Here is a 22,343-nt window from a genome sequence, read left to right as displayed (position 1 = left end):
GGGGCTCTGCCCCAGACCCCAGGGGCCAGGGGCGAAGCCCCTGCCACACGGCGGAGCCGCACATGGACAAGGGCGGGGCAGCCGTAGCCCGACGGCGGGGCGCCACCTCGCGGCGGCGAAGCCCGCCGCGCGCCCGCCACGCGCCCGCCGGGCGCACCCCACCGCCCCCGCAGCGGCGAAGCCTGCTGCGCCGGGGGCCGGGGCGCAGCCCCGGACCATCGAACAAAGACCGCGGCCTGGGCCGCTCCGCAGGAGCGGGGCCCAGGCCGCGGTCACATCGGGCGCGGACCGCAGGTCACCCCGTGTTGCGCAGGCCCGCCGCGACGCCGTTGACCGTGAGGAGGAGGGCGCGGGCGAGCAGCGGGTCGGGGGCTTCGCCGCGCTCGTGGGCGGTGCGCTGGCGGTGGAGGAGCGAGACCTGGAGGTAGGAGATGGGGTCGAGGTAGGCGTCGCGGACGTGGAAGGTCTGCTTGAGGACCGGGTTGGAGTCCAGCAGCTCGGTCTCGCCGGTGATCCGCAGCACCTCGCGCACGGTGAGCTCGTGCTCGGCCTCAATCGTGGCGAAGACGTGCTTGAGCTCGTCCGGGACCAGTGTGTCGACGTAGTGCCGGGCGATCCGCAGATCGGTCTTGGCCAGCGTCATCTCCACGTTGGACAGGAAGTTCCGGAAGAAGTGCCAGTGCTGGTGCATCTCGTCGAGGGCCGCGTCCAGCCCCGCTTCGCGGGCGGCCTTGAGCCCGGAGCCGACGCCGAACCAGCCGGGGACGATCTGCCGGGACTGGGTCCAGCCGAAGACCCAGGGGATGGCCCGCAGCCCGTCGAGGCCGGCGCCGGAGTCGGGGCGCCGGGAGGGGCGGGAGCCGAGGTGGAGTTCGGCGAGCTGGTCGACGGGGGTGGAGGCGAAGAAGTACGCGGGGAGGTCGGGGTCTTCGACCAGTGCGCGGTAGGCGTGGTGGGCGGCGTCGGAGACGGTGTCCATGGCCGCGTCCCAGCGGGCCAGTGCCTCGTCGGACTGGCGGGGGGCGGTGTGCAGGGCGGATGCCTGGAGCGTGGCGGCGACGGTGAGCTCCAGGTTCTCCCGGGCGAGGGAGGGGACGAGGTACTTGTCGGAGATGACCTCGCCCTGCTCGGTGACCTTGATTTCACCTTCGAGGGTGCCCCAGGGCTGGGCGAGGATCGCGTCGTGGGTGGGGCCGCCGCCGCGGCCGACGGTGCCGCCGCGGCCGTGGAAGAGGCGCAGCCGTACGCCGTGCCGGTGGGCGACGTCGCGCAGCAGCCGCTGGGCGCGGTGGATCTCCCACTGGGAGGTGGTGATGCCGCCGAACTTGGAGGAGTCGGAGTAGCCGAGCATGACCTCCTGGACGTCACCGCGCAGGGCGACGAGCCGCCGGTAGGAGGGGTCGGAGAGCATGTCGTCGAGGAGCTGGTCGGCGATCTTGAGCTCGTCGGTGGTCTCCAGCAGCGGCACGATGCCGATCTTGGCCCAGCCGGCGTGCAGGTCGACCAGTCCGGCCTCGCGGGCGAGTACGGCGGCGGCGAAGACGTCGTCGGAGCCCTGGCACATGGAGATGATGTAGGACTCGACGATCTCGGGGCCGAACCGTTCGAAGGCCTCGCTGATGGTGTGGAAGACGCCGAGGGTCTTGGCCCCGGCGGCGTCCAGCGGCGCGGGGGTCGGCGCGAGCGGGCGGCGCGACCGCAGCTCCTTGGCGAGCAGCTTGCGGCGGTAGTCGCGGGGCATGTCCGCGTACCGCCAGGACTCCTCGCCGAGGCGGTCGAAGAGCTGGCCGAGGGCGTGGTGGTGGGCGTCGGCGTGTTCGCGTACGTCCATGGTGGCCAGCTGGAGCCCGAAGGCGGCGAGGGTGCGGATGGCGCGCTCCATGCGGCCGTCGGCGATCAACTGGCCGCGGTGGGCGCGCAGGGATTCCTGGATGAGGTGCAGGTCGGCGAGGAGTTCGGCGGTGCCGAGGTAGTCGCGTCCTGGCTGGTGGGGGGTGCCGCCGGCGAGGCGCGTGCGGGTGTTGAGGAGCTTCTGCCGCACGCAGGTGGCCTTGAGCCGGTAGGGCTCTTCGGCGTTGAGCCGCTTGTAGCGGGGGCTGATCTCGGGGAGGAGTTCCAGGTCGCGCTGGAGGGAGTCCAGGAGCTCTTCGGAGGCGTCGGAGTTGCGGATGGAGCTGGAGAGCGCGGCCCGCAGGTCGTCGATGATGGCGAGGGCGTCGGTGATGCCGTGTTCGTGCTGGAGGATCAGCACGTCCCAGGTGACCTGGGGGGTGACGTTGGGGTTGCCGTCGCGGTCGCCGCCGATCCAGGTGCCGAAGGTGAGGGGGCGGGTGGTGGCGGGCAGCGGGGCGCCGACGCGCTCCAGCTCGGCCGAGAGGTCTTCGAGGACGTCGCCGACGGCGTTGGCGTGCAGTTCGTCCAGGTAGTAGATGGCGTTACGGGCCTCGTCGGCGGGCTCGGGGCGGGCGACGCGCAGTTCGTCGGTCTGCCAGAGAAGGTCGATGTTCTCGGCGAGGCGCAGATCGGTGCGGCGCTTGTCGCCGCCGACGGCGAGGGTGTCGAGCAGTTCGGCGATACGGCGCAGCTTGTTCAGGACGGTGCGGCGGGCGGCCTCGGTGGGATGGGCCGTGAACACGGGGCGAACGTTGAGATGGCGGACGGCCTCCCGCAGATGCTCGGGGTCGGCGTCCTTGAGCTGGTCGGCGGTGCGGGACAGCAGCCCGCCCTCGGCCGCGCGCTTGACGCGCAGCTCGCGACCGCGGTGTACCTGTTCGGTGATGTTCGCCAGATGGAAGTACGTGGAGAAGGCGCGTACCAGCTTGGCCGCCGTCTCCAGGTCGGTGTCGCCGAGCAGCTCCGCGGCGGCTTCGCCGTCACTGCGGGTGAGGGCACGGACCCGCTCGACGAGGTCGAGGAGGTCGGGGCCCTCCTGCCGGACCAGGGTTTCGCCGAGGAGGTCACCCAGACGGCGGATATCGGCACGCAGGGCGGCATTGGTGTTGTCGGCACTGCTCACAGGTGCGGGCTCCTTGCAGTGTTCGGGCACTGGGCGGGGTGAGGACGGGACCTGAACGCCGTGGCTGCCTGTGCCACCGGCCCCGGGACCCCCGTGCTGTCGGCGAGATGCGGACCGCGCTGTCCGACGCCACCAGGATAGGCGGCACGCCCTCGGGGGAATCCATAGCCCTATTGCCCCGCTTCGGGGCCCTGCCATACTTACGTCGCCGTAGGTTACGGTCCCGTAGCCGTACCCCCGAGCCCCACGAGGGATCCCATGACTGCAAGCCCCGACGTGATCGACGACGCGCCCGGCGCCCTCCGGGACGAGGCAGAGCACCCACTTCCCTCCGCCACGCTCGGCGGGGACAACAAGCGCTCCATCGAACAGATCACCCTGCTGCTCTTCATCACCGTCCCCTTCCTCGCCCTGGCCGCCGCCATTCCGCTGGCCTGGGGATGGGGGGTCAGCTGGCTGGATCTGACGCTGATGGTCGTCTTCTACTACATCGGCTGCCACGGCATCACCATCGGCTTCCACCGCTACTTCACCCATGGCTCCTTCAAGGCCAAGCGGCCGCTGCGGATCGCGCTGGCGATCGCCGGGTCGCTGGCGGTGGAGGGGCCGCTGGTGCGCTGGGTGGCCGACCACCGCAAGCACCACAAGTTCTCCGACGCCGAGGGCGATCCGCACTCCCCCTGGCGGTTCGGGGAGACCGTCCCGGCGCTGATGAAGGGCCTGTGGTGGGCGCACATCGGCTGGATGTTCGACGAGGAGCAGACCCCGCAGCACAAGTACGCGCCCGACCTGATCAAGGACGATGCGATCCGCCGGATCTCCCGGCAGTTCGTGGTCTGGACGGTGGTCTCGCTGCTGCTGCCCGCGCTGATCGGCGGCCTGGTGACCTGGTCCTGGCAGGGCGCGGCGACCGCGTTCTTCTGGGGGTCGCTCGTCCGGGTGGCCCTGCTGCACCATGTCACCTGGTCGATCAACTCGATCTGCCACGCGGTCGGCAAGCGCCCCTTCAAATCGCGCGACAGGTCCGGCAATGTGTGGTGGCTGGCGGTGCTCTCGTGCGGTGAGTCCTGGCACAACCTCCACCACGCGGACCCGACCAGCGCCCGCCATGGCGTGATGAAGGGCCAGCTGGACTCCAGCGCCCGGATCATCCGCTGGTTCGAGAAGGCGGGCTGGGCCTATGACGTGCGCTGGCCAAGCGAGGCCCGTATCGACGCCCGCCGTAAAGAGGAAACCGCCGAAGCGGCATGATGGGGGGCGTGGCGACCGACAGTAATACCAGCGGTAACAAGGACCGGGCGGCCCGCGCCTCCGGATCCGGGGCCCGGCGTGCGCGCCGGGTGCGGATGACCGGCAAAGAGCGCCGGGAGCAATTGCTGGACATCGGTCGCGCGCTCTTCGCCGAGCGCGGCTTCGAAGGCACGTCGGTGGAGGAGATCGCGGCCAAGGCCGGGGTCTCCAAGCCGGTGGTCTACGAGCACTTCGGCGGCAAGGAGGGGCTGTACGCGGTGGTGGTGGACCGCGAGATGCGCCGGCTGCTGGACATGGTGACCGGTGCGCTGACCGCGGGCCACCCCCGTGAGCTGCTGGAGCAGGCGGCCTTCGCGCTGCTCGACTACATCGACGCGTACACGGACGGCTTCCGCATCCTGGTGCGCGACTCCCCCGTCGCCCAGTCGACGGGCAGCTTCGCCTCGCTGATCAGCGATATCGCCACTCAGGTGGAGGACATCCTCGGCCTGGAGTTCAAGGCCCGCGGCTTCGACCCCAAGCTCGCCCCGCTGTACGCGCAGGCGCTGGTGGGCATGGTCGCGCTCACCGGTCAGTGGTGGCTGGATGTACGCCGGCCGAAGAAGGCCGAGGTGGCGGCCCATCTGGTGAATCTGGCCTGGCACGGTCTGGACGGTCTTGAGCCCAAGCCCCGGCTGATAGGCCACCGCAAGTCCTGACCTCAAGGGGCTGGTCCGCGCCTCGTCCTCCGGTAGATGATGTGAGCCACGGGGGAGGGGGCTCTGGCCATGGTCACAGTCACGGGGCGCACGGGGGAACGATCCGAGACGCGCAAGAAGACGGTCGGCGCGGGGCCGGGCTTCTGTCACACGCTGGGTCTGCTGGTGCTGGCGCTCTCGGAGTGGGTACGGGCCGATCTGAAGGACGCGACCTCGTACGCTTCGCACTCGTATCTCAAGAACATGATCGAGTTCGCGGCGGAGCTGGCCGATACGGACTGGTACAAGCCCGCCGTGGACCTCTACGACAAGGTCTCCTTCGGCCAGCCGCGCGCCGCCCTGTGGGCGGCCGTCTTCATGGCCCTGGTGGTACGGCTCAACCGGCACGGTCCGGAAGAGGCCCAGCAGGCGCTGTCCTGGGTGACCGCCGCGTACTGTCTGCTGGCCACGGTGGCCCTCATGCCGTACCTGGCCGCCCCGGGCATCGGCGTCATCCTGCTGCTGGCGGTGAGCGCGGGCCTGGTGAGCGTGGCGACGCGCTGAGTCAGCCCTGATCAGCGCTGGTACACCATGGTGCACAGCAGCGTCCGGCCGCCGTTGACCACCCACGACCAGTAGTACGTACGGTCGCCCTGGACCCGGGCGCAGTTCGAGGCGGAGGGGTTCGCGGGGGCCTTGTACACACCGGTGATGTGCAGGATCTGGTTGTACCGGGCCGGGACCTTCCCGTCGCACTCCACCACGGTCATCAGCCCGGCCCGCATCTGCGCCGACTGCCCGCTGCCCGACTGCTTGGCCATCAGGCAGTAGCCCACCTTGAACTGGCGGGTCAGGCACAGGGCGATGGTCTGCCCGCGGGAGGTGTACGACATGTAGTTCTGGCCCGGCCCCTGGCTGCAGGAGCTGCCGCTGGAGCGCACGGCGGTCACCCACATATAGGCGTTGTAGGCACCGCAGCCGACCCGGTACGGGACCTGGGTGTTGTAGCCGCCGTTGCCGGTGTCGTACACGGCGAGGCAGTCCCCGGCGCTCACCGCCCGGTAGGCGTCCGCGGTGGGGTCCGGCGCGACGGTGGGCGTCGCGGGCCGCTGGGTCTCCACCGACCCCCCGCCTCCCCCACTGCCGCTGCCGCTGCCCCCGTCCGTACCGCCGCCGGAGCCATAGCCGGGCGAGGTGGGCAGACCACTCGGCAGACCGCTCGGGAGACCACTCGGCAGACCGCTGGGTATCCCGCTGGGGAGCGCCGGCAGCCGCGAGGAGCCGCTGGACGGACGGGCGCCGCCCACGAACGATGTCTTGTCGTCGTCCTCGACGACCTGCGGCAACACGAGGACGGCGAAGGCGAGGGCGGCGGCGACCAGTATCCAGACCCCGCGCTGCTTCTGCTCCTCGCTGCTCCCCGTGTTCGCTCCCGAACCAGACCCGCCTGACGCGCCTTCCATGGCTCTCCCCCGTGGAAACCTTGGCCCACCATGTGGTTGTTCAGCGCATCCACGGTCTCATGAGACGCAGCTCAGGGGGAGCGCTGCGGCAAAGCGTGCCTCGCACGTGACCTTGGCTTCACGGCACCGAGGTGATTCCCCCGTCGACGCGCAGGTCGATCCCGTTGATGTAGCCGGCCAGCGGGCTGGCCAAGAAGGCGACCGCCGCCGCGATGTCCTCCCCGGTGCCCAGTCGCCCCGCCGGGTTCGGCGCGTACTCGGCCACGACGCGCGGTTCCAGCTCCGACCACTGCTGAGGCCAGCCCCGTGCTGCTGCCCCTTCCTCGAACATCCGCCGCACCCCGTCGGTGACGATCACTCCGGGGCTCACGGTGTTCGCGGTGATCCCGGACCCGGCGAGGTGCCGGGCCAGACTGGTGGTCATATTGACCACCGCCGCCTTGGCCGCCGAGTACTCGACCATGTTCGGCAGCGGAGTCGTCGCCGCCCGGCTGCCCACGTTGATGACCCGCCCCCAGCCACGCTCGCGCATGGACGGCACCAAAGCCCGGATCATCCGCACCGCGGAGAGCACGTTGCCGTTCACCGCGTCCAGCCACGCCTTTGGCTCCGCGGTCTCCCAGTCGTGTTCGGCGAACGGACCGGCGTTGTTGACCAGCACGTCCACGCCCCATGCCTGGGCCCGTTGGGCCACCTCCCCGGCAGCCACGTCATCGGTGAGGTCCCCCAGCACGACCTCGACCGTCCCGCCGCCGGCGCGCAGTTCCCGCGCGACCTCGCCCGTACGCCCCGGGTCGCGGCCGTGCACCAGCACCGCGCACCCCTCGTCGACCAGCATCCGTGCCACGGTCGCGCCGATGCCTCCGCTGCTTGCCGTCACCAGCGCGCGTCGTCCTGCGAGGTCAAGGTCCATGGCCCGCAGGCTAGTCACGGCCTCTGACACGCGGCCCACGCGCGAGCGAGGCGGGCCGCTCAGGCAGGAAGGTCCCAGCGACCGGCCTTGGCCTCTGGAGGCCCTGGTCGGTGAGCTCGCCGTCAGGGCTTGACGATCGCCTCGCCGATGACGAAGCCCTTCGCCGGGCCGTCGGGGATGACCGCGTCGGTCCCGTACGGGACGCGGTGCTCGTCGGCGTAGTCGACCTTGTCGGGGTTGGGGGCGGTCAGGACGGTGACCGTCCCGTCGCCATCGAAGTCGTCGACGATGACGTACAACGGGATGCCCGCCCGGGCGTACGCCCGGCGCTTGCGCTCCCTGTCACGCGACCGGGCTTCGCGGCCGGGCGAGACCACCTCGAAGACACCCGCGACACCGCTCGCGTCGACCCCGAGATCCTCCTCGTCGGGGATTTCGTCCAGGTCCTCGGGTGCGATGAACAGATCGGGGATGCACACCTTGCGGTGGTGGATGACGTTGCCGTCTTGGTAGGCGGCGTGGTCACCATCCGCCAGATGGGCGTCCAGAGCCCGGCGGAGACGGTTGATGATCACAGTATGGCGGCGGCGGCCGGTGGGCGACACCTCGATGGACTCCTCGATGATCTCGGCCCGGTAGCCCTCGGGGAGTTCCATGGCCTTCCACGCCTGCCACAGAACCTCGTCCAGGGCCACAGCCTCGTGCCCGGAAGCCGAGGGCGAACCTTCATCCACGGCGGGGCACACCTCGTACGCGAGAGCGGTCATCGTGAAGCACCTCCTCCATGAAGTGTGGGCGCGGGCGCCACTGCGGCACAAGCGACACCGGGACGCTATGCCGCCGCGGGGCGCCGCCACCGCCCGAACGACATCCGATCATCCGATTGGGTGAGGACAGGCGACCGGCTCCAGGAACTCCAGCCGGTTGCCGACCGGGTCCTGGGAGTAGAAGCGGCGGTGGCCCGGCAGGTTCTCATCCCAGACGACCTTGGCGCCGCGCTCCGCCAGCCGCGCCGCGAGGGCGTCGATGTCCGTGACCCGGAGGCCCGGGTGGGCCTTCTTCGACGGCCGGAAGTGCTCCTCGACGCCGAGGTGGAGCTGGACCGGGCCGCATCGGAACCACAGACCGCCGCGGGCCGCCAGGACGGGAGGCTTGGCGACCTCGGTCATGCCGAGCGCTTCGCCGTAGTACGTGCGGAGCGCGCCCTCGGTGCCTGGCGGGACGGCCAACTGCACATGGTCGATCGCGGCGAGCATCAGTCCCCCTTACGGGCGACGGCGAAGATGCGGCGGAAGGGGAAGGCCGTGCCGTGCGGGCCCGGCGGGTAGGCCTTGCGGAGGAGGTCGGCGTATTCGGTGAGGAAGGCGTCGCGGGCCGTGGGGTCGTCCTGGAGGGCGGTGAGGACGGGGCGCAGGGCGGTGCCCTTGACCCAGTCGAGGACGGGGTCGGTACCGGTCAGCATCTGGATGTAGGTGGTCTCCCAGGCGTCGACCTCGCAGCCGAGGGCGGCCAGGCGCTCCAGGTAGGCGGCCGGGTCGAGGACGGGGGCGGGGCGTTCGCCGTAGGTGGAGAGGCGGTCTCGCCAGTGGGGGGCGTCGCACAGGTCGGCCAGCAGCGTGTGGCTGGGCGCGGTGAAGTTGCCCGGGACCTGGAAGGCGAAGGTGCCGCCGGGGCGGAGGGCGGCGACCCAGGCCGGGAAGGACTCGGCGTGGCCGGGGACCCACTGGAGCAGCGCGTTGGAGACGATCAGGTCGAAGGTCTCTTCGGGGACCCAGTGCGCGGCGTCGGCGGGGCGGAAGTCCAGCAGGCCGCCACCGCCTTCGGGGGCGGTGTGGGCGCGTGCCGCCTCCAGCATCTCGGCGGAGTTGTCGAGGCCGGTGACATGGGCGTCGGGCCAGCGGTCGAAGAGGAGGACGGTGACATTGCCGGCGCCGCAGCCGAGGTCGGCGATGCGGGGCGGGCGGCCGGGGGCGGTGGGGAGATCGGGGATACGGGCGAGGAGGTCGAGGAAGGGGCGGGTGCGATGGCCCGCGTGGCGGAGGTACTGGCGCGGATCCCAGTTGGGTGAAGAGTGCATGACGAAGCCCCCAGGCAGGTACGCATGGTGTGCGGCGATCTTTGCCGTCCCGGCCTACGGTGCTCCAGGGGGTATCTTGATGTCAAGAGACTTCATGTCGACAGACCAACTACACTGATCGTCATGGAGGACGAGGTCGATCGGCTGGTCGCGGCGTGGCGCCGGGAGCGCCCCGACCTCGACGTGGAGCCGCTGGAAGTGCTCAGCCGCGTCAGCAGGCTCGCCCGCCATCTCGACCGGGCGCGGCGGATCGCCTTCGCCGAGCACCATCTGGAGCCCTGGGAGTTCGACGTGCTGACGTCGCTGCGCCGGGCCGGGACGCCGTATCAGCTCTCGCCGGGGCAGCTGCTCACCCAGACCCTGGTCACCTCGGGCACCATGACCAACCGGATCGACCGGCTGGCGAAGAAGGGCCTCGTCGAGCGGCTGCCCGACCCCAGCGACCGGCGCGGGGTGCTGGTGCGGCTGACCGACGAGGGGCGCGACCGCGCCGATCAGGCGCTCGCCGGGCTGCTCGACCAGGAGCACGCCATCCTCGCCGAGCTGTCCCAGGCGCAGCGGGCCGAACTGGCCGCGCTGCTACGCCAGCTGACCGCCCCGTTCGACAATCTCCCCGGCTAGATCGACCGGGCCGACCCCGGCGCGGCGGGCCAGGGCCACGGCCGCCAGGGTGGAGTGCACGCCGAGCTTGCCCAGCACGTTCTGCATATGGGTGCGGACCGTGTGCGGGGACAGATACAGCCGCTCGGCGACCGCCTTGCGGCCGAGCCCGGCCACCATGCAGCGCAGTACCTCGCGCTCGCGCGGGGTCAGCGACTCGACCAGCCGCTCGCTCTCGGTGCGGTGCTTACGGGCGGCCGTCATCTCCCGCAGCACGCCGGTGAGCAGCGCGGGCGGCAGATGCGTCTCGTCGCGCAGCACGCCGCGGATGACCGCGAGCAGCCGGGAGAGCGAACAGTCCTTGGCGACCCAGCCGCACGCCCCGGCCTGCAGGGCCGCCGCCGCCCGGCGCGGGTCGTCGCGCTCCGCCAGCACCACCGTACGCACGCCCGGCTGTGCCGAGCGGACCCCGCCGACCAGCGAGATGCCGTCCACCGTCCGGCCGCTCGCCATCCGGCCGGGCGCCGCGCGACCGTTCGCGACCCCGCCGCCGACGGCCCCGCCGGTGAGCGATCCGCCGCCCACGGCCCCATGGCCCGTCGGCGCGCCGCTCATCAGCGATTCGGCGGATGCGGGCAGCGGCTGTGGCGGGATGCCGACGGCCCCCCTTGCCCCTCCGCCCAAATCCGCGTCGACCAGCATCACATCGAAGCGGCGCCCCTCGGACGCCCCGCGCTCCAGACAGCGCAGCGCCGCCGGACCGCTGCCGGCCGCCGCGACCTCCACGTCCTGCTCCGCCGCGAGGGCGGCCGCCAGCGACTCGGCGAAAATGCGATGGTCATCGACCACGAGAACCCGAATACGTGCCACGGAACCCCCCACGTCGCCGGATACGGAAAACCCAGTGCGGGTACGGCGCCCGGTGCGAGGGTCGCCGCAACCGCACGGCCGCCGCCGTGCTGATCACTACCCCACCCCGGGCGTCGTACCTGCCTGTCTCGCCCCCTGATACGCGTCGGCCCCCACCGACGCTGTGCACAGCGTACGGCCGGAGTCCGACACCGGGGGTGAATTTCGGCAAAACTGACCGTCGGCGCACCGACGTTGACCTGCTCTCGTGAGGATCGTGTTCCGTTGTGAGGAGTAAGTCAACGAATCGGTACGGTATTTGATCGGCCGAGCGGTCAACTGGCCGATTAGGCTTGCCTGTTACGCGAGCCGCCGCGCCCCCGCGCTCGGCACCGCCGGGAAGATCCGCGGGGCCCGGTACCCGGCCGCCGCGAACGCCTCGGTCACCGCCTTCCCGACCGCCTCCGCGTCCGTCTCCTCCACCAGCACGATCGCCGAGCCGCCGAAGCCGCCGCCGGTCATCCGGGCGCCGAGCGCGCCCGCCGCGTTCGCCGTCTCCACGACCAGGTCGAGCTCCGCGCAGGAGATCTCGAAGTCGTCGCGGCACGAGGCGTGCCCGTCGGTCAGGATGGGGCCGATCGACCGAGTGGCGCCCGCGTCAAGGCGCTCGATGACCTCCTCCACCCGGTGGTTCTCGGTCACCACATGGCGCACCCGCCTGACCAGCGTCTCGTCGCCGGCGAGCGTGTCGAGAGCATCGTTCAGGCGCTCGTACGCGACATCGCGCAGAGCCCGCACCCCGAGCGCCCGCGCACCCGCCTCGCACGCGGCGCGCCGGTTGGCGTACGCGCCGTCCCCCAGCTCGTGTTTGACCTGGGTGTCCACGACCAGCAGCCGCAGCCCCTCGGCCGCCAGGTCGAAGGGCACCTGGCGCAGGGTCAGCTCACGGGTGTCCAGGAACAGCGCGTTCCCGTCCGTGCAGCAGGCGGACGCGGTCTGGTCCATGATTCCGCAGGGGACGCCGACGAAGACGTTCTCCGCGCGCTGGGACAGCTGGGCGATGCGCAGCGGCTCCAGGCCGAGCCCGTACAGCTCGTTCAGCGCGGAGGCGGTCACCACCTCGAGCGCGGCGGAGGAGGACAGGCCCGCACCCGTCGGCACCGTACTGGTGTAGTGCAGATCCGCCCCGCCGGCCGCGGCGCCGGTGAGCAGCCCCGCGTCGCGCAGCGCCCACACCACGCCCGCCGGGTAGGCCGCCCAGCCGCCGCGGTCGCCGCCCGCGTCGTCGGCGACCGGCTCGAGACCGTCGACGCGCAGCTCGACGACCCCGCCCGTGGCGTCCCCGGAGTGCAGCCGCAGCACGCCGTCGGTGCGCACGCGGGCGGCGGCCAGGCAGGTGTGCGGCAGCGCGAGCGGCATGACGAAGCCGTCGTTGTAGTCGGTGTGCTCACCGATCAGATTGACCCGGCCCGGGGCCGCCCAGACACCCTCGGGCTCGGCCCCGAACACCTTGCGGAAACCCTCCGCGGCGCGGTCTGGGCCGCTCACACTGTCACTCACGGACTGACTCTCCTTCTTACTGTGCGATGTGCTGTGCGAACCGCCAGGCGTCCGCGACGATTCCGGCCAGGTCGGCGCGGCTCGGGCGCCAGCCAAGGCGCTCCTTGGCCCGCTCGGCCGAGGCCACCAGGACCGCCGGGTCGCCGCCCCGGCGGGGGGCGTTCACCTCGGGGATCGGGTGGCCGGTGACCTTGCGTACGGTCTCGATGACCTCGCGGACCGAGAAGCCGTTGCCGTTGCCGAGGTTGCAGATCAGGTGCTCGCCCTCGGTCGCGGCGCCCAGCGCCAGCAGATGGGCGTCGGCCAGGTCCGCGACATGGATGTAGTCGCGCACACAGGTGCCGTCGGGGGTGGGGTAGTCGTCGCCGTAGACGGAGATCGCCTCGCGGCGGCCCTGGGCGACCTGGAGGACGAGCGGGATGAGGTGCGACTCGGGGTCGTGCCGCTCGCCGTACGCCCCGTAGGCGCCCGCGACGTTGAAGTACCGCAGGCTCACCGCCGCCAGGCCGTGCGCCGCGCACTCCCCGCTGATCATGTGGTCGACGGCGAGCTTGGTGGCCCCGTACGGGTTGGTCGGCGCGGTCGGGGCGCCCTCGGTGATCGGGACCTGCTCCGGCTCGCCGTAGGTGGCCGCGGTGGAGGAGAAGACGAGCTTGCGCACGCCCGCCTCGCGCATCGCCGCGAGCAGTTCCGTGGTGCCGCCGACATTGTTGACCCAGTACTTCTCCGGGTTGATGACGGACTCGCCGACCTGCGAGAAGGCCGCGAAGTGCAGTACGCCGTCGAAGGAGGGGTCCAGCCACTTGGCGGCGTCCTGAATGCGCCCCTCGATGAACTCCGCGCCCTCCGGCACCCCGGCGCGGTGCCCGGTGGACAGATCGTCCAGCACGGTCACCCGGTGACCGGCCTCCAGCAGATGCGCCGCGACCACGCTGCCGACATAGCCGGCACCGCCGGTAACCAGGTACTTCCTCTGCTGCGCATTGCTCACTTGCTCGCTACCTCTCGCAGTCGCTCGGCCGCGGCCTCCGGCGGCACATCGTTGATGAACACATTCATGCCGGATTCGGAACCCGCGAGAAACTTCAGCTTGCCGGAAGTGCGGCGGATGGTGAAAAGCTCGAGGTGAAGTGCGAAATCACCCCGGTCCGCGATGCTGAACGGCGCCTGGTGCCAGGCCGCGATGTACGGCGTCGGCGGCTCACCTTCACCGAAAATCCGGTCGAAGCGCTTCAAGAGTTCCAGATACATCTGTGGAAACTCTGTGCGCGCGCCTTCGTCGAGGTCACGGAGGTCGGGGACGCGCCGCTTGGGATAGAGGTGCACCTCGTACGGCCAGTGGGCGGCGTACGGCACAAAGGCGATCCAGTGCTCGCCGTCCATGACGATGCGCCGCCCGTCGGCCCGCTCGTCGGCGATCACGTCGTCGAAGAGATTGCGGCCGGTGCGCTCACGGTGCTCGGCGAGCGAGCGCAGCATCAGTTGTGTACGAGGCGTGGTGAAGGGATACCCGTAGATCTGCCCATGAGGGTGGCCGAGGGTGACGCCGATCTCCTTGCCGCGGTTCTCGAAGCAGAAGACCTGCTCCACGGAGGGGAGCTGGGCCAGTTCGGCGGTCCGGTCGGTCCATGCCTCCAGTACGAGGGCGGCCTGTTCGACGGTGAGATCGGCGAAGGAGGCATCGTGGTCGGAGGTGAAGCAGACGACCTCGCACCGGCCCGAGTCCCCGGCCAGCGAGGGGAAGCGGTTCTCGAAGACCACGACGTCGTAGTCGGCGGCGGGAATCTCGCTGTGCCGGCCCTCGCGGGAGGGGCACAGCGGGCATTCGTCGGCCGGCGGGTGGTAGGTGCGGCCCTGGCGGTGCGAGGCGACCGCGACGCTGTCGCCGAGCAGACGGTCATGGCGGATCTCGGAGCTGGTGGCGATGGGGTCCAGGGGCCGCGGGTCGACGGCGTCGCGCACCGCGTCGTCGCGTGCGTCGTAGTAGATCAGCTCGCGTCCGTCCGCGAGCCGCGTCGCCGTCTTCTTCACTCCGCCAACTCCTGTCAGTGCCATGGGTTAACCAATGGCTGTCACTCAACACAACCGAACACAATGAACCACAACTCAACAGTCGCGTCAATGAGTGTGAAGGTGACCGGACAAAGCAGGAGAATTCGGATACCTTCGCCGCACGTTTCTGGTGCGTTCCGTTCCGGCGATGAAGCGAGTCACGTATGCACTGTCTGGCCGAAGGGCTCCGGCTCCCCACCAACGCACTCGACTACTCCATTCTCATCCTCTACTTCGTCGTCGTCCTGGGCGTCGGATTCGCCGCCAGAGCGAGCATCAAGACAAGCCTCGACTTCTTCCTGTCCGGCCGCTCCCTGCCCGCCTGGGTGACCGGCCTCGCCTTCGTCGCCGCCAATCTGGGCGCCCTGGAAATCCTCGGCATGGCGGCCAACGGCGCGCAGTACGGCGTCTACACCGTGCACTGGTACTGGGTCGGCGCCATCCCGGCCATGGTCTTCCTCGGCCTGGTCATGATGCCCTTCTACTACGGCTCCAAGGTGCGGTCCGTCCCCGAGTTCCTGCTGCACCGGTACGGGCCCGCCTCGCATCTGCTCAGCTCGATCATCTTCTCGGTGGCGTCCGTACTGATCGCGGGCGTCAACCTCTACGCGCTGGCGATCGTGGTCGAGGCGCTGCTGGGCTGGCCGCAGTGGGTGGCCATCGTGGTCGCGGGCCTCTTCGTCCTGGCCTACATCACCCTCGGCGGGCTCTCCTCGGCGATCTACAACGAGGTGCTGCAGTTCTTCGTCATCCTGGCCGCCCTGATCCCGCTCACCGTCGTCGGCCTCAAGCGGGTCGGCGGCTTCGGCGGACTGGCCGACTCGCTCAACGACAGATACGGCGAGAACTTCACCTCCGCCTGGGGCGGCACCGGTATCGGCTCCGCCAACCCGCTGGGCGCCAACTGGCTGACCATCGTGCTCGGCCTCGGCTTCTGCCTCAGCTTCGGCTACTGGACCACCAACTTCGCCGAGGTGCAGCGCGCCCTGTCCGCCCGAAACCTCTCCGCCGCCCAGCGCACCCCGCTGATCGCCGCCTACCCCAAGATGTTCATCCCGCTGATCGTGGTCGTCCCCGGGCTGATCGCGCTGGTCATCGAGCCGGGCCTGGGCACCAAGAAGAGCGGGCTGCAGTACAACGACGCGATCCCGCTGCTGATGCGCGATCTGCTGCCCAACGGCGTGCTGGGCATCGCGGTGACCGGTCTGCTCGCCGCCTTCATGGCGGGCATGGCGGCCAACGTCTCGTCCTTCAACACCGTCTTCACCAACGACATCTGGGCGGCGTATGTACGCAGAGGCCGCTCGGACGAGCACTACCTGCTGACCGGGCGCGTGGTGACGGCGATCGGTGTGGTGTGCGGCATGGGGACGGCCGTCATCGCGTCCTCGTTCAGCAACATCATGAACTATCTGCAGACCCTGTTCTCGTTCTTCAACGTGCCGCTGTTCTGCGTCTTCATCATCGGCATGTTCTGGCGGCGGGCCACGGCCGCGGCCGGGTTCTGGGGGCTGCTCTCCGGGACCGTGGCCGCGATGATCAACTATTTCTGGCTCTACAAGGCACAGGTGATCTCCATCCCCAGCGACCAGGGGGCCAACTTCGTCTCGGCGATCGTGGCGTTCGTGGTCGGCGGCGTGGTGATGGTGACCGTCTCCCTGTTCACCAAGCCCAAGCCGGTGGAGTCGCTGGCCGGGCTGGTCTACGGGACCACCTCCCCCGGTATGGCCGAACCGCCGGCCGTCGGCGACGAGGCCTGGTACCGCCGGCCGGCGCTGCTGGGCTGGGGCGCGATCGTGCTGGCGGCGCTGTGCTATGTGCCGTTCTCCCTGTGACCTTCTTCCCGTTGTCTCCTGTGTCTCCTGAAGGCAGGCCCGAGTCATGAGCGACGAATACGAGTACCAGCACCAGGTCGAGGAACTCGAGGGCAAGTCGGCGTCCGCGGCCCGGCTCTTCGACGTACGGCGGATCATCGGCGGGCTGTTCGTGATCTACGGGATCATGGTCACCCTCGCCGGGATCACCGTCTCGGACGCGGACCTGAAGAAGGCCGAGAACATCAACATCAACCTCTGGACGGGCGTGTGCATGCTCGTCCTCGGGCTGCTGTTCCTGCTCTGGCTGAGGCTGCGCCCCGCCGCCCCGCCGCACCCCGCGCCCGAGCCGCCTACGCCGCCCACGTCGCACGAGAAAGGTCCGAACGCGGGCGGCAGCTGAGTCACGGCGAGGGCGGCGGCTGGTGGGTCTGGTGGGTCGCCGCCCGGTCCAGCAGCCCCGTACGCGCGGCCAGGGCCGCGGCCTCCAGCCGGGACCCCACCCCCAGCTTCATCAGCACCCGCTGGACATGCGTACGCGCCGTGCTGGACGCGATCCCCATGCCCGCGGCGATCAGCCTGGTGTCCTCGCCGTCCGCGACCCGGACCAGCACCTCCACCTCGCGGGGGGTGAGCATCCGCAGCAGCCGGGAGCCCTCGTCGTCCGGCTGGGCCGCCGGGTTCAGCAGTTCGGCGAACGCGCCCTGCAGCAGCTGCGGCGCCACGGCGGCCTCCCCCGCGCGCGCCTTCACCATCGCCCGCTCGACGCCCTCGATGCGCTCGTCGTGGCGCACATAGCCGGACGCCCCGGCCGCGAACGCGGCCGCTATGCCGCGCGGGCTCGGCACCGGGCCCAGCACTACCACGGCGACCTGGGGCCGCTCCTTCTTTATCCGTATGACCGGTTCGAAGGCCCCGGGCTCGGCGGGCGCCGCCGTGCCCAACAGGCACACCTCCGGTGCCCGGCTCACCACCAGCTCCGCCGCCCCCGCGCTCGGCGCGGCCGCCGCGAGCACCCGGTGCCCGCGCAGCTTCAACGCCGAGGCAAGCGCCTCGGCGAGCAGACGGTGGTCATCGACCACCATGAGTCGCACGCCCACGAGCTCCCCCCATCCGCTCAGGCACCAAGTCCCGGCCGCTCACCGGCCGCTCAGTCCCGCCGTCCGCGCCGGCACCCCCTCGACTGCCGGGCCCCACACAGAGGCCCTGGACTCCCTTGCCCCGGGAAGCTACACGCTTGTTCGACGTCATGGGCCCCTTACCCGGAAGAAGCCCCCCGGAATGCCGAAATCCCGGCCATTCGCGCCTACTTGACACCTACTTGGCGTCCGAATCGGACCGGTACAGCGCCCCCGCCCGGCCGCCCGCGCATGCGCGGGCGGCAACGTCGGCGGCCCCGCCCCATACGTACGTACCGTACGGGGCGGGGCCGCCGGGGCCCATGGCCCGTCTTCCCGAACCGAGCCCTTGAAAAAGAGGGCCAGTCAGCTGCCCGCGCCGAAGATCGCGGCGAGCGGGTCGTCCTTGTCGTAGCTGCCAGAGGGCTTGGTGGCGTACTTGTCGCTCATGTAGAGCCGCTGGTCCGCGTAGATGACCTCGTTGTACTTCGCGCTGAAGTTGGACTCCATCTCGCGATCGGCGACCTGGTTCTGCAGCAGCTTGTCCTTCTTGTACGACTTGGGATCGATCCGCCAGACCGCGCCGCCCGCGTCATAGGTGGACTCCTGGTAGGCGACGACGTAGCCGTCCTTGTCCAGGCCCAGCGGGGTCAGCCCCGCACCCTCGACGCCGTCGGTCTTGCCGATCGCCTTGCCGGTCTTCAGGCTGAAGGCGACGACCTCGTTCACCGTGCCGGACGACGAGCTGGAGCGCTCCTCGGACCCCATGAACAGAGCGTCCGCCGACTTGCTGACGACGGCCAACTTGCAGCCCTCGACATTGGTCGACTCACACTCGGCGACGTACTTGCCGCCCTCCGTGGAGATCTTGCTGACGACCTTGCCCACCTTGCCGCTGTCGTCGATCGTCAGGAAGTCGGAGACCGCGGCACCCGTCGAGTCACCCGCGTCGAGGCCGACGATCAGCGGGTCGGTGGACAGGACGTGGACGTAGTCCAGACCGGGCGAGACCTTGTAGCTGGACTTGATCTTGCCGTTCTTCGGGTTCAGCGTCTGCACCTGGATCTGCGGGTTGTCGTACTCGCCGCACTGGCGCACCGCGACCAGCTTGTCGCCGCCGCCCGCGTAGCCGGCGTCCTCACAGTCCTCGCCCTCCTGCGGCTTCCACAGCAGCTTGCCGTCGAGCGACCAGGCCGCGCCGCCCCTGGTGCCGCCCGCGGCGACGGTGCCGCCGCCCAGGGTCACCTCGTCGAAGGACAGCTTGTCGTAGTCGCCGGTCACATGCTTCTGCCAGAGCATCTTGCCGTTGTTCAGGTCGAGCAGCCCGACCTCCGTGCAGGAGGGGTACTTGTCCTTCTTGGAGGGCTTGGCCTCCTGGAAGAGGACCGTCGTCAGGCCGTTCTCGCTGACGTGGTCCGAGGACCAGCAGATCTCGCCCGCCAGCGGGATGGTCCACTTCGGGCTTCCGCCGTCCAGCGGATAGCCGACGACCTTGTAGACGTCGGCCTTCACGAAGGTGTCGTCGGTGACCCACATGCCCTCGGTGGTGATCTGGTCACTCACCTTCGGCATGTCGATCTTGTTGATCAGCTTCGCGTCGACGGTCTCGGGCGCGGGCACGTCCTTGCCGCCCGTCGTGCCCGAAGTGGATTCCTGGCTCTGCTTCTTGTCCTTGGGGTCCTTGGCCTGGTCGTCGCTGCCGCCGTCGCCCTTGGTGGCGAAGAAGATTCCGCCGCCGACGATCAGCGCGACCGCGACCACCGCGCTGACGATGATCATCATGCGCTGCTTGGACTTGTTGCCGCCGCCCTGGCCGCCGCCCGGCGTCGCACCCGGGTAGGGGTTCTGGGGCGGGTACGGGCCCTGGGGCGGGTATCCGTACTGCGGCTGCTGGCCGGACGGGTACGCCGCGGGCATGCCCACCTGCGTCGGCTGAGCGTGCACGGACTGCGGCTGCTGCGGCGGATAGCCGTAACCGCCGGCGCCCTGCGGGGGCGTCTGGGGCATGCCCGACGGCGGAGTCTGGGGTACGCCGGGCGGGCCGGGTGGGGGCGGCGCTGCCGGGCCGGGTGGGGGCGGCGCTGCCGGGCCGGGTGGGGGCGGCGGGGTCTGGGGAGCCTGCGGCGGCTGGCCCGGCGCCTGCGGATAGCCGTAGCCCGGCTGGGCGGGCGGCTGCCCCGGGGGCTGCTGCGGATAACCGTACGAGGGGTCCTGCGGTGCGCCGAAGCCACCCTGCGGCGGCTGATTGGGCGGCGGAGGCGGCTGAGACATGAGGTGTTCCTTTGTACGCGGGCCCGTGAACCGATCGACCTCCCCCGCGATTCCCAGGGGTCAAAGCCCTCCAGGAAGGAGCGAATCGGACACAAAACCCGCCAGTGAGCGGCCGACAAGCGGGAGTTCTTTGTATCACCCGGCCCTGTCATGCCAAGGGCCGGTCTCAGCCTCATCGACCAGCTGAGACCGGCCTGTGACGCGACCGTTGCCCTAGACGTCCTCGGCGAGTTCCAGCCAGTGGGTCTCCAGTTCCTCCCGCTCGCCCGTCAACTCCCGCAGCCGCGCGTCGAGCTCCGCGACCTTCTCGAAGTCCGTGGCATGCTCGGCGATCCGCTCGTGCAGCTCGGTCTCCTGCTCGCCGATGCGGTCCAGACGCCGCTCGATCTTCTGGAGCTCCTTCTTCGCGGCGCGCTGCTCGGCCGCCGACTTCTGCGCCGGGCCCGGCTGTTCCGCGGCCTTCTGCCGTCCGGGCGCCACGGGGGCCGACGCCGCGGCGGACCGCACGCGCTGACGCCGCTCCAGGTACTCGTCGACGCCGCGCGGCAGCATCCGCATCGTCGCGTCGCCCAGCAGCGCGAAGACCCGGTCCGTCGTCCGCTCGATGAAGTACCGGTCGTGGCTGATCACCACGAGCGAGCCGGGCCAGCCGTCGAGCAGATCCTCCAGCTGGGTCAGCGTCTCGATGTCGAGGTCGTTCGTCGGCTCGTCGAGGAACAGCACGTTCGGCTCGTCCATCAGCAGCCGCAGCACCTGGAGCCGGCGCCGCTCGCCGCCGGAGAGGTCGCCGACCGGCGTCCACTGCCGCTCCTTGGTGAAGCCGAATTTCTCGCACAGCTGCGAGGCGGTCATCTCCCGCCCCTTGCCCAGGTCCACCCGCTGCCTGACCTGCTCCACGGCCTCCAGCACCCGCCAGGTCGGGTCCAGCTCCGCGACCTCCTGCGACAGATACGCCAGCTTGACGGTCCGGCCGACCACCACCCGGCCGCCCACCGGCTGCCGCTCGCCGTCGCTGTCGGCCGCCTCGGCCATGGCCCGCAGCAGCGAGGTCTTCCCCGAGCCGTTCACGCCCACCAGGCCGATCCGGTCGCCGGGCCCCAGCTGCCAGGTCAGATGGGTCAGCAGCACCTTCGGTCCTGCCTGGACGGTCACGTCCTCCAGATCGAAGACGGTCTTGCCCAGGCGCGAGTTCGCGAACTTCATCAGCTCCGCGGAGTCGCGGGGCGGCGGCACATCCGCGATCAGCGCGTTCGCCGCCTCGATACGGAAGCGGGGCTTGCTGGTACGGGCCGGGGCGCCGCGGCGCAGCCAGGCCAGCTCCTTGCGGACCAGGTTCTGCCGCTTGGCCTCCTCGCTGGCGGCGATGCGCTCCCGCTCGGCGCGGGCGAACACATAGTCGCTGTAGCCGCCCTCGTACTCATGGACCGCGCCACGCTGCACATCCCACATCCGGGTGCAGACCTGGTCCAGGAACCAGCGGTCGTGGGTGACCACCACCAACGCCGAGCGCCGCGCCCGCAGATGGGCGGCCAGCCAGGAGATGCCCTCGACGTCGAGGTGGTTGGTCGGCTCGTCCAGGACGATCAGGTCCTGCTCGGCGATGAGCAGCTTGGCGAGCGCGATCCGGCGGCGCTCGCCACCGGAGAGCGGGCCGATGACAGTGTCCAGGCCCTGAGTGAAGCCGGGCAGGTCGAGCCCGCCGAACAGGCCGGTCAGCACGTCCCGGATCTTGGCGTTGCCCGCCCACTCGTGATCGGCGAGATCGCCGATGACCTCGTGGCGGACGGTGGCCGCGGGGTCCAGCGAGTCGTGCTGGGTGAGCACGCCGAGCCGCAGATCCCCGGAGTGGGTGACGCGGCCGGTGTCGGCGGGCTCCAGTTTGGCGAGAATCCGGATCAGGGTGGTCTTGCCGTCACCGTTGCGGCCGACGACGCCGATCCGGTCGCCCTCGTTCACCCCGAGGGAGATGCCGTCGAGCAGCGCCCGGGTGCCGTATACCTTGCCGACGGCTTCGACGTTGACCAAGTTGGTGGCCATCACACTCCTGTACACGGATCGATCGGCATCCCAGGGTAGTCGCCACGCGAAGCGGTCCGGGCGCGCCGGTGTGCCCACGGCGGAGCCGCTGATGTTACGACGCCAGTACAGCCGCGGTGATTACCCGGCGATAGGTAGCCCGTCTGAGTATCCGTACGGATGTCACGCGGGTGATCTCGCTCCTAGCGTCCTCTGCCATGGATCACGCGAGGAGCCTGTGGGCCGGTGGGGGCACGATCGAGGCGGACCGGGAGCAGGAGCTGGCCCAGGCGAGAGCGGCCGAGGCGGAGCGGGCCGCCGCGGAGCAGCGGGCACAGCAGCGGGCGGAGCGCAGGCTGAGGGCCATCCGGGCGGTGGCGGTCGGGGTGGTGTGGCTCAGCGCCGGGCTGACCCTCATGTTCCTGCCCATGCTCTCGATGTCCGCCGGGTCGGACTGCGGCGTCGACGACACCCGTTTCATCTGCACCGACGCCGGCCAGGACACCGCCGTCTACATCGCCGTCTACACCTCGCTGGTCGCCGCGCTGGCCGGCACCTGGGGGGCCTTCTCCCGCCGTCTGCTCGGCCGCGCGGTGTGGGGCGCGTCGCTGGCGGCGCTCGGTATCGCCTGGCTGGTGAACCTGCTGATCATCCGCTGACCCTCCG

21 protein-coding genes are annotated in these 22,343 nt (G+C 70.5%); 7 read left to right on the top strand and 14 right to left on the bottom strand.

Annotated elements, in window-relative coordinates; all coding sequences use genetic code 11:
• Window positions 1–295 precede the first annotated feature (295 nt).
• Window positions 296–3,016 carry a phosphoenolpyruvate carboxylase gene (gene ppc, locus ACFV2X_RS22395; protein WP_385619101.1) on the bottom strand — a complete coding sequence of 907 codons (2,721 nt, stop codon included), beginning with the start codon at window positions 3,014–3,016 and terminating at the stop codon, window positions 296–298.
• Window positions 3,017–3,274: 258 nt separating this feature from the next.
• On the opposite strand from ppc, the gene ACFV2X_RS22390 reads away from it, so the two are divergent.
• The 3 genes from ACFV2X_RS22390 (at window position 3,275) to ACFV2X_RS22380 (ending at window position 5,508) form a co-directional block, all read left to right on the top strand.
• Window positions 3,275–4,267, top strand: coding sequence for an acyl-CoA desaturase (locus ACFV2X_RS22390; protein ID WP_385619099.1), 993 nt, complete (start codon window positions 3,275–3,277; stop codon window positions 4,265–4,267).
• Window positions 4,267–4,965 (top strand): TetR family transcriptional regulator, encoded by a 699-nt coding sequence (locus tag ACFV2X_RS22385; RefSeq protein ID WP_385619205.1) that lies wholly within the window; start codon window positions 4,267–4,269, stop codon window positions 4,963–4,965. Before ACFV2X_RS22390 ends, ACFV2X_RS22385 begins: the two co-directional genes overlap by 1 nt.
• Window positions 4,966–5,034: 69 nt before the next feature.
• Window positions 5,035–5,508: a hypothetical protein gene (locus ACFV2X_RS22380; RefSeq protein ID WP_385619097.1), complete on the top strand. Its 474-nt coding sequence runs from the start codon at window positions 5,035–5,037 to the stop codon at window positions 5,506–5,508.
• 11 nt (window positions 5,509–5,519) lie between these two features.
• Here ACFV2X_RS22380 and ACFV2X_RS22375 read toward each other — a convergent pair whose 3' ends face one another.
• From ACFV2X_RS22375 to ACFV2X_RS22355, 5 genes are all read right to left on the bottom strand, one after another.
• Entirely contained in the window at window positions 5,520–6,407 is an 888-nt protein-coding gene (locus ACFV2X_RS22375; protein ID WP_385619095.1) for a hypothetical protein, read from the bottom strand.
• A 118-nt stretch (window positions 6,408–6,525) separates the two neighbouring features.
• Window positions 6,526–7,320: an SDR family NAD(P)-dependent oxidoreductase gene (locus ACFV2X_RS22370; RefSeq protein ID WP_385619093.1), complete on the bottom strand. Its 795-nt coding sequence runs from the start codon at window positions 7,318–7,320 to the stop codon at window positions 6,526–6,528.
• Between the two features lie 122 nt (window positions 7,321–7,442).
• Window positions 7,443–8,087 (bottom strand): Uma2 family endonuclease, encoded by a 645-nt coding sequence (locus ACFV2X_RS22365; RefSeq protein ID WP_385619091.1) that lies wholly within the window; start codon window positions 8,085–8,087, stop codon window positions 7,443–7,445.
• Window positions 8,088–8,195: 108 nt separating this feature from the next.
• Window positions 8,196–8,576, bottom strand: coding sequence for a VOC family protein (locus ACFV2X_RS22360; RefSeq protein ID WP_385619089.1), 381 nt, complete (start codon window positions 8,574–8,576; stop codon window positions 8,196–8,198).
• On the bottom strand, window positions 8,576–9,397 hold the full coding sequence (locus tag ACFV2X_RS22355) for a trans-aconitate 2-methyltransferase (protein WP_385619086.1): 822 nt from the start codon (window positions 9,395–9,397) through the stop codon (window positions 8,576–8,578). The genes ACFV2X_RS22360 and ACFV2X_RS22355 overlap by 1 nt, the downstream gene beginning before the upstream one ends.
• Before the next feature lie 123 nt (window positions 9,398–9,520).
• Between ACFV2X_RS22355 and ACFV2X_RS22350 the strand changes: the two genes are divergently transcribed.
• Window positions 9,521–10,018 (top strand): MarR family winged helix-turn-helix transcriptional regulator, encoded by a 498-nt coding sequence (locus ACFV2X_RS22350; protein WP_089505207.1) that lies wholly within the window; start codon window positions 9,521–9,523, stop codon window positions 10,016–10,018.
• Here ACFV2X_RS22350 and ACFV2X_RS22345 read toward each other — a convergent pair.
• The 4 genes from ACFV2X_RS22345 to galT form a co-directional block, all read right to left on the bottom strand.
• On the bottom strand, window positions 9,977–10,867 hold the full coding sequence (locus ACFV2X_RS22345; protein ID WP_385619084.1) for a LuxR C-terminal-related transcriptional regulator: 891 nt from the start codon (window positions 10,865–10,867) through the stop codon (window positions 9,977–9,979). The genes ACFV2X_RS22350 and ACFV2X_RS22345 overlap by 42 nt on opposite strands.
• Window positions 10,868–11,206: 339 nt before the next feature.
• Window positions 11,207–12,406, bottom strand: a complete 1,200-nt coding sequence (gene galK, locus ACFV2X_RS22340; RefSeq protein ID WP_385619082.1) for a galactokinase — start codon at window positions 12,404–12,406, stop codon at window positions 11,207–11,209.
• A 16-nt stretch (window positions 12,407–12,422) separates the two neighbouring features.
• The gene (gene galE, locus ACFV2X_RS22335) at window positions 12,423–13,397 is read right to left on the bottom strand and encodes a UDP-glucose 4-epimerase GalE (protein ID WP_385619080.1); all 975 of its coding nucleotides are present in this window, start codon (window positions 13,395–13,397) and stop codon (window positions 12,423–12,425) included.
• Window positions 13,394–14,437, bottom strand: a complete 1,044-nt coding sequence (gene galT / locus ACFV2X_RS22330) for a galactose-1-phosphate uridylyltransferase (RefSeq protein ID WP_385619077.1) — start codon at window positions 14,435–14,437, stop codon at window positions 13,394–13,396. Before galT ends, galE begins: the two co-directional genes overlap by 4 nt.
• Window positions 14,438–14,622: 185 nt before the next feature.
• Between galT and ACFV2X_RS22325 the strand changes: the two genes are divergently transcribed.
• Both ACFV2X_RS22325 and ACFV2X_RS22320 read left to right on the top strand, forming a co-directional pair.
• Window positions 14,623–16,293 carry a sodium:solute symporter family protein gene (locus ACFV2X_RS22325; protein ID WP_385619075.1) on the top strand — a complete coding sequence of 557 codons (1,671 nt, stop codon included), beginning with the start codon at window positions 14,623–14,625 and terminating at the stop codon, window positions 16,291–16,293.
• Window positions 16,294–16,339: 46 nt separating this feature from the next.
• Window positions 16,340–16,675, top strand: coding sequence for a hypothetical protein (locus tag ACFV2X_RS22320; protein ID WP_385619073.1), 336 nt, complete (start codon window positions 16,340–16,342; stop codon window positions 16,673–16,675).
• 1 nt (window position 16,676) lies between these two features.
• Here ACFV2X_RS22320 and ACFV2X_RS22315 read toward each other — a convergent pair whose 3' ends face one another.
• The 4 genes from ACFV2X_RS22315 to ACFV2X_RS22300 form a co-directional block, all read right to left on the bottom strand.
• The gene (locus tag ACFV2X_RS22315) at window positions 16,677–17,372 is read right to left on the bottom strand and encodes a LuxR C-terminal-related transcriptional regulator (RefSeq protein WP_385619071.1); all 696 of its coding nucleotides are present in this window, start codon (window positions 17,370–17,372) and stop codon (window positions 16,677–16,679) included.
• A 217-nt stretch (window positions 17,373–17,589) separates the two neighbouring features.
• Window positions 17,590–17,715, bottom strand: coding sequence for a hypothetical protein (locus tag ACFV2X_RS22310; RefSeq protein ID WP_385619068.1), 126 nt, complete (start codon window positions 17,713–17,715; stop codon window positions 17,590–17,592).
• Window positions 17,716–17,756: 41 nt separating this feature from the next.
• Complete coding sequence (locus ACFV2X_RS22305) at window positions 17,757–19,661, bottom strand: hypothetical protein (protein ID WP_385619065.1); 1,905 nt, start codon at window positions 19,659–19,661, stop codon at window positions 17,757–17,759.
• Window positions 19,662–19,874: 213 nt separating this feature from the next.
• Entirely contained in the window at window positions 19,875–21,698 is a 1,824-nt protein-coding gene (locus tag ACFV2X_RS22300; protein ID WP_385619062.1) for an ABC-F family ATP-binding cassette domain-containing protein, read from the bottom strand.
• Between the two features lie 197 nt (window positions 21,699–21,895).
• Between ACFV2X_RS22300 and ACFV2X_RS22295 the strand changes: the two genes are divergently transcribed.
• Window positions 21,896–22,336: a hypothetical protein gene (locus ACFV2X_RS22295; RefSeq protein WP_385619060.1), complete on the top strand. Its 441-nt coding sequence runs from the start codon at window positions 21,896–21,898 to the stop codon at window positions 22,334–22,336.
• The last annotated feature ends 7 nt before the right edge of the window (window positions 22,337–22,343 follow it).

It is taken from the genome of Streptomyces sp. NPDC059679 (genome assembly GCF_042734105.1).
Taxonomy (GTDB): Bacteria; Actinomycetota; Actinomycetes; order Streptomycetales; family Streptomycetaceae; genus Streptomyces.
The sequence above is the reverse complement of the archived record's forward strand: the minus strand, read 5'-3'. Positions and strand labels throughout refer to the sequence as shown.

Bases quoted from the DNA above. Each gene is read 5' to 3' on its own strand.
- ACFV2X_RS22390 (WP_385619099.1), top strand. From the start codon at position 3,275: ATGACTGCAAGCCCCGACGTGATCGACGACGCGCCCGGCGCCCTCCGG.
- ACFV2X_RS22385 (WP_385619205.1), top strand. From the start codon at position 4,267: ATGGGGGGCGTGGCGACCGACAGTAATACCAGCGGTAACAAGGACCGG.
- ACFV2X_RS22380 (WP_385619097.1), top strand. From the start codon at position 5,035: ATGGTCACAGTCACGGGGCGCACGGGGGAACGATCCGAGACGCGCAAG.
- ACFV2X_RS22375 (WP_385619095.1), bottom strand. From the start codon at position 6,407: ATGGAAGGCGCGTCAGGCGGGTCTGGTTCGGGAGCGAACACGGGGAGC.
- ACFV2X_RS22370 (WP_385619093.1), bottom strand. From the start codon at position 7,320: ATGGACCTTGACCTCGCAGGACGACGCGCGCTGGTGACGGCAAGCAGC.
- ACFV2X_RS22365 (WP_385619091.1), bottom strand. From the start codon at position 8,087: ATGACCGCTCTCGCGTACGAGGTGTGCCCCGCCGTGGATGAAGGTTCG.
- ACFV2X_RS22360 (WP_385619089.1), bottom strand. From the start codon at position 8,576: ATGCTCGCCGCGATCGACCATGTGCAGTTGGCCGTCCCGCCAGGCACC.
- ACFV2X_RS22355 (WP_385619086.1), bottom strand. From the start codon at position 9,397: ATGCACTCTTCACCCAACTGGGATCCGCGCCAGTACCTCCGCCACGCG.
- ACFV2X_RS22350 (WP_089505207.1), top strand. From the start codon at position 9,521: ATGGAGGACGAGGTCGATCGGCTGGTCGCGGCGTGGCGCCGGGAGCGC.
- ACFV2X_RS22325 (WP_385619075.1), top strand. From the start codon at position 14,623: ATGCACTGTCTGGCCGAAGGGCTCCGGCTCCCCACCAACGCACTCGAC.
- ACFV2X_RS22320 (WP_385619073.1), top strand. From the start codon at position 16,340: ATGAGCGACGAATACGAGTACCAGCACCAGGTCGAGGAACTCGAGGGC.
- ACFV2X_RS22310 (WP_385619068.1), bottom strand. From the start codon at position 17,715: ATGGGCCCCGGCGGCCCCGCCCCGTACGGTACGTACGTATGGGGCGGG.
- ACFV2X_RS22305 (WP_385619065.1), bottom strand. From the start codon at position 19,661: ATGTCTCAGCCGCCTCCGCCGCCCAATCAGCCGCCGCAGGGTGGCTTC.
- ACFV2X_RS22300 (WP_385619062.1), bottom strand. From the start codon at position 21,698: ATGGCCACCAACTTGGTCAACGTCGAAGCCGTCGGCAAGGTATACGGC.
- ACFV2X_RS22295 (WP_385619060.1), top strand. From the start codon at position 21,896: ATGGATCACGCGAGGAGCCTGTGGGCCGGTGGGGGCACGATCGAGGCG.